The organism is Chromatiaceae bacterium (genome assembly GCA_024235395.1).
Taxonomy (GTDB): Bacteria; Pseudomonadota; Gammaproteobacteria; order Chromatiales; family Chromatiaceae; genus Thiosocius.
Map to the genome: position 1 here is coordinate 196,841 of JACKMK010000003.1, position 18,372 is coordinate 215,212.

Below are 18,372 nucleotides of genomic sequence, written 5' to 3' on the forward strand. Positions count from 1 at the left end.
GCAGACACCGCAACGCGATGCAGGCGTCTGCGCCGCGCCGGTGTGCCGCGGCTGCCGAGAGGTTGCCAAGCCGCGCCGGCGATTGCAATGCGGAGAATCCCGGTCAGCTCGTGATCCGCCGGTAGATATCGGAGATCTTGGTCGGCAGCTTGGCGACGTCGTCCAGGACGGTGTAGTTCGCCGGCCCATACATGTGCGGCAGGTAGCCCTGGCCCTCCCGATCGATCGTGATGCAGTACGCATGCACGCCGTCGCGGCGGGCCTCGAACAACGCCTGGCGGGTGTCCTCGATGCCGTACTCGCCACGGTATTCCAGGTCGTAGTCATCCGGCTTACCGTCGGACAGCGTCACCAGCAACTTGGTACGCGCCTCGACCGAACGCAGTTTGTGCACCAGATGCCGGATCGGCGCGCCCATCCGCGTGTAGTCCTTGGGCTCGATGCCGCATACCCGGCCAATCACGTCGCCGTCCCAGGGGTCATCGAAGTCCTTGATGCGAAACGCCTCGCAGCGCTTGCGCGTCCAGCCGGAGAACCCGTAGATCGCATACCGGTCGCCGAGTGTGTTCAGCGCTTCGGCCAGCAGGATCAGCGCCTCGCGCTCGGCATCGTTGATCCAGCCGCGCGTCGACCCCGACATGTCGACCATGAACATCACCGCGATGTTGCGTTCGTCGCGATGCATCCGGGTGAACAGCCGATTGGTCATCTCGAGTCCCATGTGCACGTCGCCCCAGGCCTCGACCAGCGCATCGATATCGACGTCCTCACCATCGGTCTGGCGCCTCAGCAGGCGGTCCTCGCCACGCAGGATCTCGAAGGTGCGCCGCAGCGAGCGCACGAACCCCGCATATTTGGTCATGGTCGCGCGGTAGAAACCCGGGTCGCCGGGCGGCACCTCGATCTCGCGCAACACGCACCAGTTCTTCTTGTGCGCCTGGCGCGCGTGGTCCCATTCGTTGTACAGATACGCGCCTTCTTCGTGGTAGGTCCCGGCCCAGACGTCTTCCGGGTTCAGCGCGGCCTCTTCGAACAGCCCCGGATCGTATTCCCCCTCGCCGGCCGGTACCAGGTATTCCGGCGGGATCTCGCCGAGGTCGAGCAGGATCGACACCAGCTGCTGTCGCACCCGGTCCGGGATCGGCAGCGGCTGCTCCGCGAGCATCACCTCGAGTTGCAGGGGCACCGACGGCTGCTCGTCCTGCGGCTGCTGGACCTCGAAGCGCTCGGGTGGCGCACGGTCGGCACGGCCCTCGGCGATCTCGTTCGCGATCACGCGCAGGCTCTCGCGCAGCCGTGCCTTGTCGCGTTCCAGCCGTCGCTGGCGCGCGTCCCAGGCCGCCTGCGGGTTCAATTGCCCCTGGTAGCAGCGCTGCGGCGGGGACGCGCCGGCGTACAGCCCGCCGAGCAGCTCCAGACTCGACTCGACGGTGGCGTCCGGCCGGTCCAGGCGCACGGCGGCCCGCCGCCAGTCCGGCGAGTCCGACGGCGTGTCCAGCACCTGGCTGAGCGCCCGCATGCGCCGGTGCAGGCCGGGCAGCTCGACCGCGATACGCGCATCCAGACGCAGCGTCTCGAGTGCATGAAACACCGCCTGAGCATGGGCCGGCGACGGATACGCGGCAAAATGGCTGGCGAGGTCCAGGTTCAGGGTGCCGTAGCGGGTCTGTGCCCAGAGGTGGGCGACGATCGCCTTGAATAACTGGAAGTTGTCGGTGCGGTTGTCGAGATGCGCGACGATCTCGGGCAGGTACAACACCTCGCCATCGGTCCAGGCGAAGTCGCCCGGTTCGATCTTCAGGCGCCGGCCCTCGAGCCCCTGCACGAACGGCAACAAGACCGGAACGGCCTCTTCGAAAGGTGATCCCGCTGCACGCTGGTGACCATCGGCGAGGAAACCGTCGAGATCGCGGATCACCGCCATTGCGACCTGCAGTCCGGCCTTGTCGTAGCTGTCCATCGCGTGCAGACACCAGGCCGAGACGACGTCCGGCTCCACTTCGCGCAATGCCTCCTTGGCCCGATTGGCGAACTGGAAAGCCAGCTCGGTGTTGGTCGCCGCAGCACGGCGTGTCCATTCGAGGACGAAGTCCTGGCGTTCACGCGACATCGCGGCGAGCACCGCGGCCAGTTCGTCGGTATGGATGAACGTGAACTCGACCTCGAGGTATTCGTCGAGGCGCGCAACGATCGCAGCGATATCGAGTGGTGAACGGCTCAAGCGGGGTCTTCCGGCGTGACCGCCGCACGCCCGGGGGCGACGGTGGCTGGGTCCTGTCCGACGACGCTAAACGCCGTGGGGCGACGAATCAACCGCGTGGATTGCGCCGGATTGGGCGTTGCCGCGACGCTCCCTCAGGCGCGGCGGTCGCCGGGAAACTGCGCGACATTGTCGAACGCGACCCGGGTCAATCCGGCCTTTTCGGTCGGCATGCCCATCAGATAGCCCTGGCCACGCTGGAAACCGGCTGCCCGCACCGCGGCCAGCGTCGCGGCATCCTCGATGCCTTCGGCGACCAGTTCGTGGCCGGCCTCGAGGATGATCTGTGCGAGGTGGGTCACCATGTTGCCATGGCTGCGATCCTCCAGGCCCTGCACCAGGCTGATGTCGAACTTGACCACGTCGACCGGCATGCTGGTCAGATAGCGCACCGACGAATAACCGCTGCCGAAGTCGTCCAGAGCCACCTCGAAACCGCGCTGCCGCAGCCGCGTAAGGTTGTCGTTGGCCAGGCCGATCTGGGTGATCAACGCGGTCTCGGTGACCTCGATCATCACCCGGAAGTCTTTCAGGAAGGGCGCAAACTCGCCGAGCCAGGTGCATACCTGATCGTGGATCAGGGTCGGTCCGGACAGGTTGATCGCCACACCGGTACCCGGACGGACCTTGCCGGCGGCGAGGTCGGAGAGCACGCAACGTAGCACCGCACGGTCGAGTTCGACCTCGAGACGCCGCGCCTCGACGACCGGGAAGATGTTCGATGGATGGATCAGCTCACCGTCCTGGGCGATGCGCACCAGGGCCTCGTAGTGGCAGACCTTGCCATCGGCGAGGTCGACGATCGGCTGGTAGTGCATCAGCAGACCCTTGCCGTAGATGACCGCGTCATACACCGCGGTGTTCACCCAGCTCGAGAACAGGCCGGCCGAGTCGCGCGCCAGCGCCTCGCTGAACATCACCACGTTCGCGTGCCCCGGGCGCTTCGCACGGTACATCGCGACATCCGCCTTCCACTGCAGCGTCTGCAGGTCGTCGAGGTCGTCGATGCGTGCATTCGCCAGGCCGGCGCTGATGCGCAGCGGCTCGCGGATGCCCAGCTTGCTGAAGTCGTACCCGACGATCTTTTCATGGCAGCGTTCGGCGATGCGCAGCGCCGACGACTCGTCACAGTCGAGCAACACCACCGCAAACTCGTCACCACCGATACGGAACAGTTCCTCGCCCCGCCGCAGCACCGAGCTGATGCGACCGGCGATCACCTTGAGCACCTGGTCGCCGATGCTGTGACCGTAGGTGTCGTTGATCGCCTTGAAATGATTGACGTCGAACAGCGCGAAACACACGCCCACATCGCGCTCACCCAGGGCCTGCGGGAGATTGTGCATGAACTCGTCGAAGGCGCGCCGGTTCCTGGCGCCGGTCAGCGCATCGTGGTGCGCCATCTCCCACAGTTCCTGGCTCTTCTCCTCGAGGCTGCTGTGCACGTCGAGCAGCTGGCTCTGGTAGGCATTCAGCGACGCACGGATCTTTTCGGTCTCGGCGATCGGCAGGATACCCGCGAGGTTTTCGAGTATCAGCCCCCCGGGGCTGTCCTTGAGACGGTCGATGTGCGTCGAGATGGCCCGCAACGGACGAACGATCAGGTACACCAGGGTCGGGAACAGCGTCAGCGAGAAGATGCCGAGCATGATGCTGAGGTTCAGGATCGCACCCGACAGCAGATCGGACACCACGTCACCCATCGGGTTCTCGCGCAGCGAGAACTGCAGGTGCTCGCGCAGATCACTCCACGTCAGCGTGCGCGCCTCCGTCTGGGTGAACCCGATGCTCTGCGCATTCGCGTAGCGATAGGCGAAGCCGTCACGCAGGCGCTGCAGGAACTCGACACGCAGGCCGACGAAACCGCGCGGCGCCGCATCCGCTTCGGCCCCCGGCACCGGGCGGTAGATCAGCAACGTCGGTGCGACGGTCGAATAATCGACATAGCTGGGCGGTGGGGGGATCGCGACCCGCGCCGGCAGACTGCCATCGGTCAGCTGTGCGAGCACCTCGCCGCTGCCGTCGTAGATCTCCGCACCGACCACCGTTGCCGGCAGATAGCTCGAATTGAGCATGCGGTTGTTGCGCCAGTAGGCGTAGTAGCGCGACACGCGCAACTGCTGGCCCACCTCCTCCCAGGCGGCGAAACGCTCCGCGGTCTCCTCGGCCTCGCGCAGCAGCTGGTCCATCGCGACCAGGATCTCGTCGCGCGCGGCCGCATGGCTGGTGGCCTGCATGTCGGCCTTGACCCGCTGAAACTCGCTGTAGGTGAACACCGCGTAGCTGCCGAGCGCGGCCAGCACCAGCAACACCATGATCAGTGCATAGGCGCCGATCGACAGCCCGTGACGCCCTTCAGCCATGGGCTACCTCCGACAATGCGTCCAGCACCTCGTCCAGGAGGTCGAACTCATACGTTGACGAGAAGAAATGGTCGGCACCGGAGACCGCCCGCAGGGCGACACCGGCGTCGCCCAACGACGCCAGCCAGGCCGCGTCGATGCGATCGTCCGACAGACCGAAGATCACCGTCACCGGTTGATTCAGACGCAACAGCACGTCCTGCAGGCGCGCGCTGTCCCACGCGAGATAGGACAGCAGGCCGGCCGGGGTGGTCACGTAGCGTTTGCAATAGCTCAGCGCATACGCGGCCACGGCGTTCGGGTCGCGGGCGAGATCGGCCGTCGCACGCGCACGCAGACTGGCCAGTTGCTCAGGATTCTGTTCGGCATCGAATTCCGCGAGGCTGATCAGGATCAGCCCGGCGAACTGCAGCTCGCGATGGGTATCGAGCAGCGCCGTCAGTTGCACGCCCCCGACGCTGTGCCCGATCAGCACCGGCGGCTTGCCGGCACGCTCGACCAGCCAGCGGCTCCAGGCCGCCAGCTCCGCGACATCCGCCTCCAGGGAGTGCAGGTGGATCGCCTCGCAGGGCAGGCTCTGACGGCGACGATCGACGCCCAGGCTGAGAGTGGGCAACAGGACGTTGTAACCCTCGTCGGCCAGCGCCTCCGCGAGTCGGCGGACCGTCGGAAAATCGTGGGTCTGCAGGAAGCCATGTAGCACGAGGATCGCGGCGCGATCGGCGCTGCCGGGCCAGTATTCGGCCTCGGCGACCACGCCGGGGGCGACGTCGAGGTGCATACGCGCACTGCCCGCAACGGCCGGCTGCACCGCTAGTTGCAATAGCAGCCCGAAAATCAGCGCATTTATCGCCACCAGTTCCCCTGGTTTTTTAGGAGTATTTTCTAAGTCACCAAAAGATAGCCTAATTTTGAAAATTGGACACGGGTCAGAATCCCGATCAAGCCATCTTTGCGAAATACGATCCTAACGCGATCCGTACGAAGGGTGTTCGTGGCAACGGACGGGAGGGGTTGTCAGGACGCCCGCCGCACCGGCCGCGGGCCTCGTGTCAGTCCTTGGTGACGTCGTCGGCCGGGTCGCCGGCATCCGGGCCCTGGCTGAACAGGACATAGACCTGCGTCGCGGCGTCGGGCCGCTGGTAGCGGTAGATCCGACCCCAGGGGTCGTTCCACGCGGTGGCGCCGGCCGGTGCCGCGGCGGCCAGTGCGAGCGCGCCCCCGGCCTGCTGATAGACACCGAGTTCGGCGGTGTTGTCGCCATCCAGCCGCGCGAGGTTACGATCGATCGCGAGGTCGTCGAGGATCAACTGCATCTGGCGGATATCCTCGATCGCGGTGCCATATCGCGCCTCGCCGACGAAGCCCCGATAGATGGGAATCGCGATCGCCGCAAGGATCGAGAGGATCGCGACTGCCAGCATCAGTTCGATCAGCGTGAACCCGCGTTGTGTCATGCGTACCATGCGTTGCTTCTCCCGGGAGGGCCGTCGCGGACGACGGCGCCGTTTTCCTTAGCCAACATATCCTTTCAAACGCGCCTTCACCACAAGTTGAGCGGCCCACCCGCCCGAATCTTTGCACCGCGATGCGTGCACGGTTCACACACCGGCCGCTTCAGGCATGGGCTGCCTAGTGGGGGCAGCGGACCATTGTCCACCTGGCCCACTAGCCCCCGGCGAGCGCCGAGGCGCCGCGCCCCCGAAGCACCTGTTCGGCGAGCACCTTTTCCCGGAATGCATCGGCCGGCAGCGCCTTGTCGAACAGGAAACCCTGCAGGAATGGCACGCCCGCTTCGAACAGGCACTCGGCCTGGGCCTCGGTCTCGATGCCCTCGGCGACCAGTTTCAAGTTGGCCGCGCGCGCCAGGCTGACGACCGCGGTGACGATCGCCTCGTCCGGCGCGCTCTCCGGCAGGTCCTTGACGAACAGGCGGTCGATCTTGAGGCCGTCGACCGGCAGCATCTTGAGGTACTTGAGCGAGGCGTAGCCGGTCCCGAAATCGTCGATCAGCACGCGCACGCCGAGCCCGCGCAGGCGCCGCAGGCGCTCGACGCCCGCGTCGAACTGGCCGATCAGCGCGGTCTCGGTGACCTCCAGCGTGAGTCGCTCGGGCGGCAGGCCGTTGTCGCGCAGCGCCTTCGCCACCTGTTGTTCGATGTCGTCGCTGGACAGCTGCAGGCTGGAGACGTTCACCGTGATGGTGTCCACCTGCAGCCCCAGGTCGAGCCATTCGCGCGTCTGCCGGCAGACCTCGTTGATCGCCCAGGCGCCCATGCCGGCGATCAGCCCGCTCTGTTCGGCGACCTCGATGAAGCCGCCGGGCATCACCAGCCCCACGCCGGGTCGCTGCCAGCGCATCAGCGCCTCGGCGCTGCGCACACGCCGTCGGTGCGCATCCACGACCGGCTGGTAGTGCAGCACCAGTTCACCGTTGTCGATCGCCCCCTTGAGCGCCTGCTCGACCTCCATACGACCGGCGATCGCGTCGCGCATCTCGGGCGAGAAGAACAACAGCCGCCCGCGGCGTGCATTCTTCGCCGCGTAGCGCGCGGCGTCCAGGCTCTGCAGCATCCCATCGAAGTTGGCGCCGTCGCGTGGAAAGACCGCCGCACTCATGGTCGCCGTCAGGCGCACGTCGCGCAGACCGGTGACGAAGGGCCGATCGAGTTCTCGCGTGACCACCTCGGCCTGGGTGTGCAGGCGCTTCAGCAGGTCGGTCAGGTCGTTGCCGCTCAGCATCACCAGGAACTGGTCGCCTTCGAGACGACCAACCACGCACGGCGGCGGCAGCATCTCGCGCAGCCGCGCCCCGAGCTCGGTGAGCAACTGGTCGCCTCCCGAGTGACCGAGCGAGTCGTTGATCTGCTTGAAGCGGTCGACCCCGACCGCCAGCAGGCCGATCGGCTGTTGCCCGGTCTGGTTCGCGGCCACCCACTCGTCGAACAACGCCTCGAGGCGCTGCCGGTTGGGCAGGCCGCTCAACCAGTCGTGGTTCGCCTGGTGGTACAGGCGTCGCTCGAGTACCAGCTTGCCCAGGGTGATGCCGAGTATGTCGGCCACGCGGCCGACCTGCATCGCATCGTCGGAACCCTGCCCGCGCACGATGATCTTCGCCGCGACGTTGTCCGAGGACGTGACCGGAAACAGGCGCAGGTCGGCCCCGCCCAGGGCGCCAAAGCGCTGGCGTATGAAGTCGTTGAATGCCGTGGCGAGGTCGGCCGATGCACTGCGCGCATCGCCGGCCAGATCGACCGGGGCCTCGCAGGCCTCGACCGCGGTGTGATCGCCGAAGTCCCGGCACCACAGGGTGCCGGCGGCGTGCCAGCGTTCCTGGCAGACGAAGGCACCGCGTCCCGGACCGATCAACTCGCCGAGACACTCGGCGGCGACGTCCAGGGCGGCCTCGACGGTCGGTGCGCCCTGCAGTTCGCGATCGAGCCGTTCAAGGATGGTCAGTTCGGTGAACTGGGCGCCGATCTGACCGGCCATGTTGTCGAATGCATCGCCCAGGTGCTGGAACTCGTCGCCCGAGTTCAGTTGTACGCGGTGCGCGAACTGCCCGTTGGCCAGCTCCCTGGTCGCGCTTGTCAGGCGCGCCAGCGGTTCCAGGTTGCCGCGCACCATACGGCTGCCGAGGATGAATGCCAGCGCCAACGCGACCAGCGCGGCGCCGAAGAATATCCGGTCGAACATCACCACCGAGGCCAGCGCGATCGATTCGGGCACCCCGGAGACGACACTCCAGCGTTCGAGTTGGTAGTGGGGCTTGAGAAACAACGACCAGACCGCGGTCATCACCGGCTCGCTCCGCGCGGGATGCAGTGCCCGCGGGCGGCCGCGCTCGGCAATCAGGCCGTGTGCCTGTTCGAGCCAGGCGGCATAACCGGCCCGGTTGCAGTACACCGGCAACTGCTGCGGACCGAGCACACAGACCGACTCGGCGCGCCCGGCGACACCGGTGGTATCCCACAGATGCTGCATCCTCAACTCGGCGCCGATCCATGCCGGGTCACCGCGCCGGTCACTCGTCGCGACCAGCAGCAGCGCGCGTTGCCGGGCCGGCTCACCGATCGTCAGCAGCAGTGGTAGCGCACGGTCGGCGGTCGCGACCGCACGTGTGATCGTCGTGCGCTCGACCTCGGTGACCGGCAGGGCGCCGGTGACCACGCCGTTCGGGCTCGCCCGAAAGAACCCCAGCACGCGGTCTTCGAGGTCGAGTCGGCCGACGTCCGGTACGATCGCCGAGGCGTCGGCATACAGGGGGCCAAGGATCTGCAGCTCGTCGGAGACGAAACGCAGGCGGTCATAGATCGACATGCCGACGTCGCGCGCCAGGCGGTGGGCGTCGCGCAGCGCGCGCTCCTGCAGCTGGTCGACGACCATCAGGTAGGCGCTGCCGGCGAGCACCGTCAGCGGGATCGCGGCGGCGATGACGAACGACAGCAGGATGCGCCGCGCAACGCTCGACCGCCAGACATCGACCAGTCGCCCCAGCATGCCGCTAGTGGTCCTCGGCGAGGCCGACGAAGTCGCCGTCGTTGGCGCGCACGATGTCGTCGCGAGCCTTCTTTCCGGTGAATTGCGGCGAGGTCTCGCCGTCGGCGCCCATGCTGTACAGGTCGTAGTCGGAGTTCACCGGGTTCATCGACTTGTCGCGCCGGCGCTTGCCGTTCAGTCCCGGTGCCGGGTTGTTGCGGATCCACAGATACTGGTACGGGTTGCCCCAGGGGTCGGCCATGTTGATACCGGCCGCGGCCAGCGTCGCCGGCGGCCGGTTGTCGAGGTACAGGTCGGTGAGGATCAGCTCGATCTGGCGGATGTCCTGGATGGCCGTGCCGATATGCCCCTCGTTCACGTAGCCACGGTAGAAGGGGATCGCGATCGCCGAGAGAATTGCGAGGATCGCGACCGCGAGCATCAGCTCGATCAGGGTGAACCCGGTCTGTCGGTGTCGGAACATGCGAGGGTATCCGTGGCTCGTGCGCAAACGCCCCGCCTGCCGGCGACGCCGCCAGGAATCGAAATCCTGTCGAGCGACCGCGGCAGGGCACGGCATATAGCTCGGCTATCGGCCCCGGCCACGGGTTTCTGAAGGGTATCCGGCGACAGGGCGCCGCCGTGACGGGGCGTCGCTCAGAACAGCGACGCGGACAGTTCGTTGACCGCGGTCAGCATGTCGCGGTCGTCGGTCAGCGCCTGCGCAACCGCGGCGCGGCACGCGACCACCGGATCGACCCCGGCGTGGATCAGCTTGGCGGCGTGCACCAGCAGGCGGGTCGAGGCCCCCTCGTCGAGCCCCTGGCCCTTGAGATTGCGGGTCATGTGGGCGAATTTGACCAGCCGCGCCGCCTGCTCGGCATCGATCGACGCCTCGCGCTGGATGATCTGCTGTTCGAGCCGCACCTCGGGGTAGTCGAACTCCAGCGCGACGAAGCGCTGCCGGGTCGATTGCTTGAGGTCCTTGAGCACCGACTGGTAGCCGGGGTTGTAGGACATCGCCAGCGCGAATCCCGGCGCGGCCCGGAGCAGTTCGCCGGTCTTCTCCATCGGCAGCTCCCGCCGGTCGTCGGCCAGCGGATGGATCACGACCGTGGTGTCCTTGCGCGCCTCGACCACCTCGTCGAGGTAACAGATCGCGCCGGTTCGCACCGCGCGTGCCAGCGGCCCGTCGACCCAGGTTGTCTCGCCGCCCTTCACGAGAAAACGCCCGACCAGGTCGGACGCGGTCAGGTCGTCGTGGCAGGAGACGGTGATCAGCGGGCGCTGCAGGCGCCACGCCATGTGCTCCATGAAGCGCGTCTTGCCGCAGCCGGTCGGCCCCTTGAGCAACACCGGCAACTGGTTGCGGTAGGCGGCATCGAACACCGCGATCTCGTCGCCGACCGGCTCGTAGTAGGGTTCCTCGGTGATGAAATTTTCTTCGGTTTTCAATGCGCTGGCGTTCCCGATCGAGGCAGTTTGCGGCGCCCGGCATGGCCCGGCCACGAGCGCGCAGGCTACCAGCCTTTGCGGCCCGCGCAACCCCGCGGCGGCTGGGGGCGTCGCACCGCCGGACGCGGTCGGCAGGGCACGCGTGGCCGCGAACCTTATTTATTAGTGCATCGGAAAATTCGATTGTTTGTGCATAGCGATAGTCAGGCAACGGGAGTATCGTTGTCGGTCCCTGAAATCGGCCTAGCGCGGAGGCTTGCGCGCGGGCCGTCGAGACGAATTCCCGGCCCCACGGGGCCTTCTGCCGCAGGCGCCCATCCGGTGCCTGCGGACGAACGAGATTCATCACTATCCGCGACGGAGGACTATCCATGACGGAAGTCGTAGCCACCAACGAGACCATTCTCGTCGTCGGTGGCGGCATCAGCGGCATGACTGCCGCACTCGAGGCCGCCGAGACCGGGAAAAAGGTCGTGCTGGTCGAAAAGCGTCCCTACCTGGGAGGGCGCGTCAGCCAGCTGTACAAGTACTTCCCGAAACTGTGCCACCCGACCTGCGGGCTGGAGATCAACCAGCGCCGCGCCAAGATGAACCCGAACCTGACCATCCTGACGATGGCCGAGGTGACCGGCATCGAGGGTGAGGCCGGCGCCTATACCGCGACCGTCAAGCTGTCCCCGCGCTATGTCAACGACAACTGCACCGGCTGCGGCGACTGCGCCAAGGTCGTCGAGGCCGAGTTCGACGACGAGTACAACTACGGCATGTCGAAGCGCAAGGGCGCCTACCTGCCGCACGTGATGGCGCACCCGATGCAGTACGTGATCGACCCGCGCATCATCGGCACGGACGACGCGCAGAAGGCCAAGGACGCCTGCAAATACAACGCCGTCGACCTCGACATGCAGGAGCGCGAGATCAAGTTCCCGGCGGGCGCGGTGATCTGGGCGACCGGCTGGAAGCCCTACGACGCGGCGAAGATCCAGCCGTACGGCTACGACCGCTTCCCGAACGTGATCACCAACGTCGAATTCGAGCGCATGGCCGACCCCAAGGGGCCGACCGGCGGCAAGATCCTGCGCCCCAGCGACGGCAAGGAGGCGAAGAACGTCGCCTTCATCCAGTGCGCCGGTTCGCGTGACCGCAACCACCTGTACCACTGCTCGCGCATCTGCTGCATGGCCTCGCTGAAGCAGACCCACTACGTGGTCGATGCCTACGACGACGCGAAGGTCACCATTTATTACATCGACATCCGCGCGATCGACCGTTTCGAGGATTTCTATGCGCGCGTGCGTGCGATGGACAACGTCTCGTTCGTCAAGTCGAAGGTCGCGAACATCATCGCCGACAAGGAAGACAACCCGGTGTGCCACGGTGTCGACACCGAGGGTTATCACCGCTACGCCAACCCGCACGACCTGGTCGTGCTCGCGACCGGCATGGAGCCGTCGGTCGCCAAAGGCGATTTCCCGGTCGAGATCGTGATCAACCGCGAGGGCTTCATCGAGCCCGACGCCGCCAACGGCGGTGTGTTCGCCGCGGGTTCGGCATCCGATGCCCTGGATGTGAACCGCGCAGTACAGCACGCAACCGGTGCCGCCCTGAAGGCCATTCAGGTCGTCAACCGCGTTGCCAGAGCGGAGGCTTAACCCATGGCAGACGACAAGAAATTCGCCGGCTTCATCTGCACCGGCTGCGGCATTGGCGAGCGTCTCGACGCCGCCCAGCTGGAATCCACCGCGAAGCGTGACGGCAAGATGGCCACCTGCCAGCAGCACGAGATGCTGTGCAGCAAGGAAGGCGTGCAGATGATCCGTGACGCGATCGACAACGACGGCGCCACCCACATCATGATCGCCGCCTGCTCGCGGCGCGCCAAGGTCGAGGCGTTCAGCTTCCCCGACGTCGCGATGTCGCGCGCGAACCTGCGCGAGGGCGTGATCTGGTCACGCCCGGATTCCGACGAGCACCAGGAGACCACGCAGGAGATGGCGGACGACTACATCCGCATGGCCTGCGCCGAGGTCAAGTACATGAACAAGCCGTCGATGTCGGGTGAGCAGCCGCTCAACAAGCACATCCTGGTCGTCGGCGGTGGCGTGACCGGCATGACCGCCGCACTGGAGTCCGCTGCGGCCGGCTTCCCGGTGCACATCGTCGAGAAGACCGGCGCGCTCGGCGGCTGGGCCGCGCAGTGGCACAAGCGCATCCCGTACCGTGCCGCGGCCGCGGGCGTAACGAACGGCACCAATGTCGACCTGCCGCTGCCGCTCGACAACGATGTAGACCAGATGATCGCGGCGGTCGAGGCCAACGAGCTGATCACGGTTCACCTGAACAGCACCGTCACCAAGACTTCCGGCGCGCCGGGCCGCTTCTCGGCGGACATCACCACCGAGTCCGGCGGTACGTCCACCGAGAACTTCGGCGCCGTGATCCAGGCCTCCGGCTGGAAGGCGTTCGATCCTTCCGGGCTCGCGTACCTGGGCTCGGGCAATGCCGATGTCGTGACCAACGTCGAACTCGAGGCGCTGGCCAAGGCGGCCGGCGACGGCCCGATCAAGCGCCCGTCGGATGGCAAAGAGGTCAAGTCGGTGGTGTTCGTGCAGAACGCCGGCCAGGCGTCGACCGCCGAGGGTCACCTGCCCTACCACTCCGGGATCGGCGACCTCATCTCGATCAAGCAGGCGATGTACTTCAAGGCGCAGAACGGCAAGGACTGCGATACCACGGTGTTGTTCGACAACCTACGCACCCCGGGTGCCGCCGGCGAGGACTTCTACCGCTCCGGTCAGCAACAGATGGTGATCTTCTCCAAGGGCAAGGTGAACGAGGTGACCAGCGCCGGCAACGGTGCGACGGTCAACTTCAAGGACCTGATCCTGGACGAGGACGTCAATCTCGAAGCCGACCTGGTGGTACTCGACCTCGGCATGGTGCCGAACTCCGGGCCGGACCCGTATGCCACCAGCGAATCGCAGGAAGGCATGAGCGACGAGGAGAAGGCGGCCGACAACAGTGCACGCGAGACCGCGGTCAGCGTCGACTCGATCCTCAACCTGGATTACCGCCAGGGTACCGATCTGCCGCAGCTGAAGTGGGGCTTCACCGATTCGCACTTCATCTGCTTCCCGTACGAGACGCGTCGTACCGGCATCTACGCCGCCGGCCCGGTGCGTCGCCCGATGGACATCAGGCAGGCCCAGGACGATGCGACCGGTGCCGCGATGAAGGCGATCCAGGCGGCGGTCAACGCCGGACAGGGTTCGGCCGCACATCCGCGTGTCGGCGACCTGTCGTACCCGAAGTTCCGCAAAGAGGGCTGCACCCAGTGCAAACGCTGCACCGTGGAATGCCCCTTCGGCGCGATCAACGAGGACGAGCAGCGTTATCCGATGTTCAACGAGTCGCGCTGCCGTCGCTGCGGCACCTGCATGGGCGCCTGCCCGGTGCGCGTGATCTCGTTCGAGAACTACTCGATCGACTCGGTCGGCCAGCAGATCAAGAACGTCGATATCCCGGACGAGTTCTCCGAGAAGCCCCGCATCCTGGTCATGGCCTGCGAGAACGATGCCTATCCGGCACTCGACCAGGCCGCGATGAGTGGCCAGGAGATCAGCCCCTGGGCGCGCGTGATCCCGGTCCGCTGTCTCGGCTCGGTCTCGCTGTCATGGGTCACCGACGCGATGAACAGCGGTTACGACGGCATCGTGATGATGGGCTGCCAGCGCGGCGACGACTACCAGTGTCACTTCGTGCGCGGCTCGACCATGGCGGCGGAACGCATGGCCAAGGTCGGCGATACCCTGTCGACGCTGAACCTCGAACCCGAGCGCGTGGTCGTGCACGAGGTCGCCATCACCGATATCGAGCGCGCACCGCGCCTGATCAAGGAGATGGAAGAGGTCGTCGAGAAAGTGGGCATGAGCCCGTTCAAGTTCTAAGCGAGGTCCGTCATGAGCGATATGAACACCGCGATGATCGAAAAATATCGCAACAGCTTCCTCGGGGAGGTTGAGGCGAACGTCGAAGAAGGCGAATGGGTCAAGATGTGCATGCAGTGCGGCGTGTGCGCCGGCTCCTGCCCGCTGGGCAACGCCTGGGAACACACACCGCAGAAGATCTTCATGATGATCCGCGCCGGCAAGCGTGACGAGGTGCTGACCTCGGACTCGATGTGGATGTGCACCTCCTGCTACAACTGCATCGTGCGCTGCCCGCGCGAACTGCCGATCACCCACATCATGCATGGCCTGGCGCACTACGCGAAACGCCTGGGGATAGTGCCGAAGGAACAGCCGACGGCGAAATTCGCCCAGCTGTTCTGGGACAACCTGATGAAGAAGGGTCGTGTGAACGAGCTCAAGCTCGGGATCGACCTGTACTTCAAGGTTGGCGAAGGCATGAAGACCGCACTGAAGAACAAAGACATCGGGCTGGCAATGTGGAAGGCCAAGCGCCTCAACCCGATGGAGTTTTTCGGCGGTCACTCGGTCAAAGACGTCTCCGGCCTGCAGAAGATGATCCAGAAGGCCCAGGAACTCGAAGACGCCCGTATCGCCAAGCACGGCGGTTGAGAGGAGTAGGTATCCATGGCAAAACGTGAATATTCTTTTTACCCCGGATGCTCCTCTCAGAAGGGTGCATCCTCATCGAACTACCTGGTCTCGGTGCAGACCATGTGCGAGGAGCTGGACATCCAGCTGAACGAGATCCCGGACTGGAACTGCTGTTCGGCATCGATCGGCTATGCCGGTGGCGGCGAGCTGCCGCGCCTGGCGTTGTCGGCGCGCAATATCGCGCTGTCTGAAGAACACAACCCGGGCCAGGAGATCGTGGCGACCTGCGCCGCCTGCTGGCTCGCCACGCGCGAGACCCAGGAGCGTCTGCAGCACGACCAGGGCCTGCTCGCCGAGGCCAACACGGCGCTCGCCGAGGCCGGCCTGAAACTCAAGAACGAGACCCCGATCAAGCACATGGCGGAAGTCCTTATCGAGGACATCGGCTATGACGCTATCGGCGCCAAGGTCAAGAAACCGCTCGAAGGCATCAAGATCGCCGGCTATGTCGGCTGTCAGACCAACCGGCCGTTCGGCATCTCCGGCGAGAGCTACGAGAACCCGAAGTATCTCGACAAGCTGGTCGAGACGCTCGGCGGCGATTCGGTCCCGACCTACGAGAAGAAGGTGCAATGCTGCGGCGGCGCGCTGGCATTCTCGGAGCCGGAGAAGTCGCAGGCGATGATCAAAGGCATCATTGAGGCGGCCTACGACCATGGCGCCGACATGATCGTCACGCCCTGCCCGGTCTGCCAGATGAACGTCGAGGTCTATCAGGACCAGATCAACGCCACCTACGGTACCAAGTTCAAGATGCCGGTGGTGTACTACTCGACGTTGATGTCGGTGGCCTATGGCCGCTCGGCCAAGGATGCGGCGCTGGACGGGCAGGTGATCCCGGCGAAACAGCTCGAGGAACTCGCGGCGAAGTAAAATCTCCCGGAATCGATGCCGAACGAACTGCCCGACCCTTCGGGGTCGGGTGTCCGAAGAAGAAGCCACGTCGAGTGGCTTTTTCTTTGCCCGGTCCACGCCGCCCCCACGGCAGGGCCGGGACACCCGCCCCGCGACCCGGCCACCCTGCCCCCAGCGGTCCACCGGACTGCGCATCGCATGCTTCTGCCAACTGCGTCACAGTCGGGTATCCGGTCCCAAAAAATCGACCTAAATTTTGGCGTTTCTACGCCGATGGGATACATTCGGGCGGCTGGGACACTGGGGTCTGCGGCGCGTCTCTTCGCACTGACCAAGGGGGCCTGACATGAACAGATTCGCTTTCTGGCTCGGCATCCTGATGCTGTCCTGTGTCGTTCGCACCGGCGCAGCGGCCACTGCGCCCCTGGTCTGGGCCGGCTGCGGCATCACGAAAAAGGCCTTCATGGCCGAGTTGGCGGCGGAGTACCAGCGCAAATATGGCGTCGAGGTCATACTCGAGGGCGGCGGCGCGACAAAGGGTATTCGACGCATTAGCGACAAAACTGTCGACATGGGCGGCACCTGTCGGCCAAAGCTGTTCGACAGTACCGAGGAGTCGACGGCCCAGCTGGTTCCGGTTGCCTGGGACGCCCTCGTGGTGATCGTCCACCCGGACAACCCGGTCAAGGACATCACGCTGGAGCAGATCCGAGACATCTACGACGGCAGGATTGCGAACTGGCGCGAGCTGGGCGGCCCCGACCGCCGTATCGAAGTGATGGTGCGCAAGGGCAAGATCTCGGGTGTGGGCCTGACGCTCCGCGAGCTGGTGTTCGCCGATGCGAATCACGAGTTCGCCGCGACCAAGGTGTTTCCTTCGACGGGCCCGCTGGAGAAGGCGGTCGAGCAGAACGTCGCGGCCATCGGCGTCACCGGCATCAGCAGCGCGAGGAAACGCAATGTGCGCATGCTGAATCTCGAGGGCAAGGAGCCGAACTACGACACGGTACGCAGCGGCGAGTACCTGCTGTACCGCCCCCTCTACATCGCCGTCAATCCAACCGGCGAGCGCAGTGCCGAGGTGAAGCGGTTTGTCGACTTCGCGCATTCGAGGGCCGGCCGGGAGATCATCCGCAACCAGGGCAGCGTGCCCTACCTGGAGGCGCTGCGCCTGGTCCACAAGCAACGCGAACAGCGGCGCGCGGCGCGCACGGCGGCCAACCCCTGACACCGGGGCGATGGCCCGTCCGGGGCGGCACACCGGGCGTTTTCGGCCTGGAGCGGCCTTCGAGAAATGCCGTCCATGGCATTTTTCTTTGCGGCGATCCGGCAACGCCGGCCTCGACCGCCCTCGTTTGCGGTCTATGCCCGCGATCCAAATTGGCGGCGCCCTCCTGCACTGCGTTGGCGCGGCGATGTTTCGAAATGCCCTCTAGTTGACGTCTCTCAAACAGCCGGACGCGAAGTTTAGGTAAAAAGTAAATTAGCCTATACTTATATTGTTGGCACAGAAGGGAGAGGATCATGAACAGAAAGACCCTGCTCGCGCTGTTGGCTGGCGTTCTGCTGGCCGCAGCAGGCAACGCGTCCGCCTGGTGGGGCGGCGGCTGGAATCCGTACGACCCCTGGGACCCGCGCTACTGGATGGAAGAATTCTTCGGTGGCAACGGCTGGGGTGGCGGCGGCCCCTGGGGCTACGGCGGTTACCCCTACTACGGTGGCTGGGGCGGCGGCCCCTGGGGCTATGGCGGGGGCTATCCCTATTACGGCGGCTGGGGCGGCCGTCCGTGGGGCTATGGCGGCGGCTATCCCTACTATGGCGGCTGGGGCGGACGTCCCTATTACGGCGGTTGGGGCTACGCGCCGCGCGCGGTCGCTCCGACCACGTCCAGCAAGACCGAAACCAAGAAGTGATCGCGTTTCTGTCCACCCCGCGCCCGGGGTGGGCATGATCGCCTGACTCCGCATCCCTCCCGGGGGTGCGGGGTCTTTGTGTCATCATCGGGCCCGGATGACCGACCCTGCCGCAGGATCTCGCGTGGACGACATCATTGTCTGGATCATCATCGCCGCGTTCTATGCGCCGCTGCACTATCTGCTGCCGGTGCTGGTGCTGTTCATCACCGGACGGGAACCGGAAGCCGTGCGCCGCCGGATGATTCGCCAGGCGCTGATCGACTCGACCTGGTCGATGCTGGCGGCCTTCGCGATCGTGATCTCGCTGGTGAGCCAGGGTCGGCTGTCACTGGCGATGCTGGTGCTGCTGCTGTCGATCGGCGCCCCGTTCATCCGCATCTGGCGGCATCGACGCGAGATCACGAATACCTGAACATCCCGG

14 protein-coding genes are annotated in these 18,372 nt (G+C 65.6%); 7 read left to right on the forward strand and 7 right to left on the reverse strand.

From position 1 onward, the window contains the following. Positions 1-103 precede the first annotated feature (103 nt). The 7 genes from H6955_14280 to H6955_14310 form a co-directional block, all read right to left on the reverse strand. The gene (locus H6955_14280; protein MCP5314722.1) at positions 104-2,221 is read right to left on the reverse strand and encodes a nitric oxide reductase activation protein; all 2,118 of its coding nucleotides are present in this window, start codon (positions 2,219-2,221) and stop codon (positions 104-106) included. Positions 2,222-2,355: 134 nt separating this feature from the next. Continuing rightward, a complete protein-coding gene (locus tag H6955_14285) occupies positions 2,356-4,623 on the reverse strand; it encodes an EAL domain-containing protein (protein MCP5314723.1) in 2,268 nt (755 codons plus the stop codon). Next, positions 4,616-5,479 (reverse strand): alpha/beta fold hydrolase, encoded by an 864-nt coding sequence (locus H6955_14290; protein ID MCP5314724.1) that lies wholly within the window; start codon positions 5,477-5,479, stop codon positions 4,616-4,618. Before H6955_14290 ends, H6955_14285 begins: the two co-directional genes overlap by 8 nt. A 196-nt stretch (positions 5,480-5,675) precedes the next feature. Then, the gene (locus tag H6955_14295; protein MCP5314725.1) at positions 5,676-6,080 is read right to left on the reverse strand and encodes a prepilin-type N-terminal cleavage/methylation domain-containing protein; all 405 of its coding nucleotides are present in this window, start codon (positions 6,078-6,080) and stop codon (positions 5,676-5,678) included. 211 nt (positions 6,081-6,291) lie between these two features. Beyond that, entirely contained in the window at positions 6,292-9,123 is a 2,832-nt protein-coding gene (locus H6955_14300; GenBank protein MCP5314726.1) for an EAL domain-containing protein, read from the reverse strand. A 4-nt stretch (positions 9,124-9,127) separates the two neighbouring features. Next, positions 9,128-9,586: a prepilin-type N-terminal cleavage/methylation domain-containing protein gene (locus H6955_14305; protein ID MCP5314727.1), complete on the reverse strand. Its 459-nt coding sequence runs from the start codon at positions 9,584-9,586 to the stop codon at positions 9,128-9,130. A gap of 173 nt (positions 9,587-9,759) precedes the next feature. Further along, positions 9,760-10,575 carry a CbbQ/NirQ/NorQ/GpvN family protein gene (locus tag H6955_14310; protein MCP5314728.1) on the reverse strand — a complete coding sequence of 272 codons (816 nt, stop codon included), beginning with the start codon at positions 10,573-10,575 and terminating at the stop codon, positions 9,760-9,762. A gap of 353 nt (positions 10,576-10,928) precedes the next feature. Here H6955_14310 and H6955_14315 point away from each other — a divergent pair, with 353 nt between their 5' ends. From H6955_14315 to H6955_14345, 7 genes are all read left to right on the forward strand, one after another. Next, positions 10,929-12,209, forward strand: coding sequence for a CoB--CoM heterodisulfide reductase iron-sulfur subunit A family protein (locus tag H6955_14315; GenBank protein ID MCP5314729.1), 1,281 nt, complete (start codon positions 10,929-10,931; stop codon positions 12,207-12,209). A gap of 3 nt (positions 12,210-12,212) precedes the next feature. Further along, the gene (locus H6955_14320; protein ID MCP5314730.1) at positions 12,213-14,504 is read left to right on the forward strand and encodes a hydrogenase iron-sulfur subunit; all 2,292 of its coding nucleotides are present in this window, start codon (positions 12,213-12,215) and stop codon (positions 14,502-14,504) included. 12 nt (positions 14,505-14,516) lie between these two features. Continuing rightward, on the forward strand, positions 14,517-15,137 hold the full coding sequence (locus H6955_14325) for a 4Fe-4S dicluster domain-containing protein (protein MCP5314731.1): 621 nt from the start codon (positions 14,517-14,519) through the stop codon (positions 15,135-15,137). Between the two features lie 15 nt (positions 15,138-15,152). Then, positions 15,153-16,052 (forward strand): CoB--CoM heterodisulfide reductase iron-sulfur subunit B family protein, encoded by a 900-nt coding sequence (locus tag H6955_14330; protein ID MCP5314732.1) that lies wholly within the window; start codon positions 15,153-15,155, stop codon positions 16,050-16,052. Positions 16,053-16,497: 445 nt separating this feature from the next. Further along, positions 16,498-17,262 (forward strand): phosphate ABC transporter substrate-binding protein, encoded by a 765-nt coding sequence (locus H6955_14335; GenBank protein MCP5314733.1) that lies wholly within the window; start codon positions 16,498-16,500, stop codon positions 17,260-17,262. 296 nt (positions 17,263-17,558) lie between these two features. Next, positions 17,559-17,948 carry a sulfur globule protein CV1 gene (locus tag H6955_14340; protein ID MCP5314734.1) on the forward strand — a complete coding sequence of 130 codons (390 nt, stop codon included), beginning with the start codon at positions 17,559-17,561 and terminating at the stop codon, positions 17,946-17,948. 124 nt (positions 17,949-18,072) lie between these two features. Next, positions 18,073-18,363: a hypothetical protein gene (locus tag H6955_14345; GenBank protein ID MCP5314735.1), complete on the forward strand. Its 291-nt coding sequence runs from the start codon at positions 18,073-18,075 to the stop codon at positions 18,361-18,363. The last annotated feature ends 9 nt before the right edge of the window (positions 18,364-18,372 follow it).

What these genes read in the sequence shown, in the direction of transcription:
- H6955_14305 (MCP5314727.1), bottom strand. Translation starts at nt 9,586, where the DNA reads ATGTTCCGACACCGACAGACCGGGTTCACCCTGATCGAGCTGATGCTC.
- H6955_14340 (MCP5314734.1), top strand. Translation starts at nt 17,559, where the DNA reads ATGAACAGAAAGACCCTGCTCGCGCTGTTGGCTGGCGTTCTGCTGGCC.
- H6955_14330 (MCP5314732.1), top strand. Translation starts at nt 15,153, where the DNA reads ATGGCAAAACGTGAATATTCTTTTTACCCCGGATGCTCCTCTCAGAAG.
- H6955_14335 (MCP5314733.1), top strand. Translation starts at nt 16,498, where the DNA reads ATGGCCGAGTTGGCGGCGGAGTACCAGCGCAAATATGGCGTCGAGGTC.
- H6955_14320 (MCP5314730.1), top strand. Translation starts at nt 12,213, where the DNA reads ATGGCAGACGACAAGAAATTCGCCGGCTTCATCTGCACCGGCTGCGGC.
- H6955_14315 (MCP5314729.1), top strand. Translation starts at nt 10,929, where the DNA reads ATGACGGAAGTCGTAGCCACCAACGAGACCATTCTCGTCGTCGGTGGC.
- H6955_14295 (MCP5314725.1), bottom strand. Translation starts at nt 6,080, where the DNA reads ATGACACAACGCGGGTTCACGCTGATCGAACTGATGCTGGCAGTCGCG.
- H6955_14300 (MCP5314726.1), bottom strand. Translation starts at nt 9,123, where the DNA reads ATGCTGGGGCGACTGGTCGATGTCTGGCGGTCGAGCGTTGCGCGGCGC.
- H6955_14325 (MCP5314731.1), top strand. Translation starts at nt 14,517, where the DNA reads ATGAGCGATATGAACACCGCGATGATCGAAAAATATCGCAACAGCTTC.
- H6955_14285 (MCP5314723.1), bottom strand. Translation starts at nt 4,623, where the DNA reads ATGGCTGAAGGGCGTCACGGGCTGTCGATCGGCGCCTATGCACTGATC.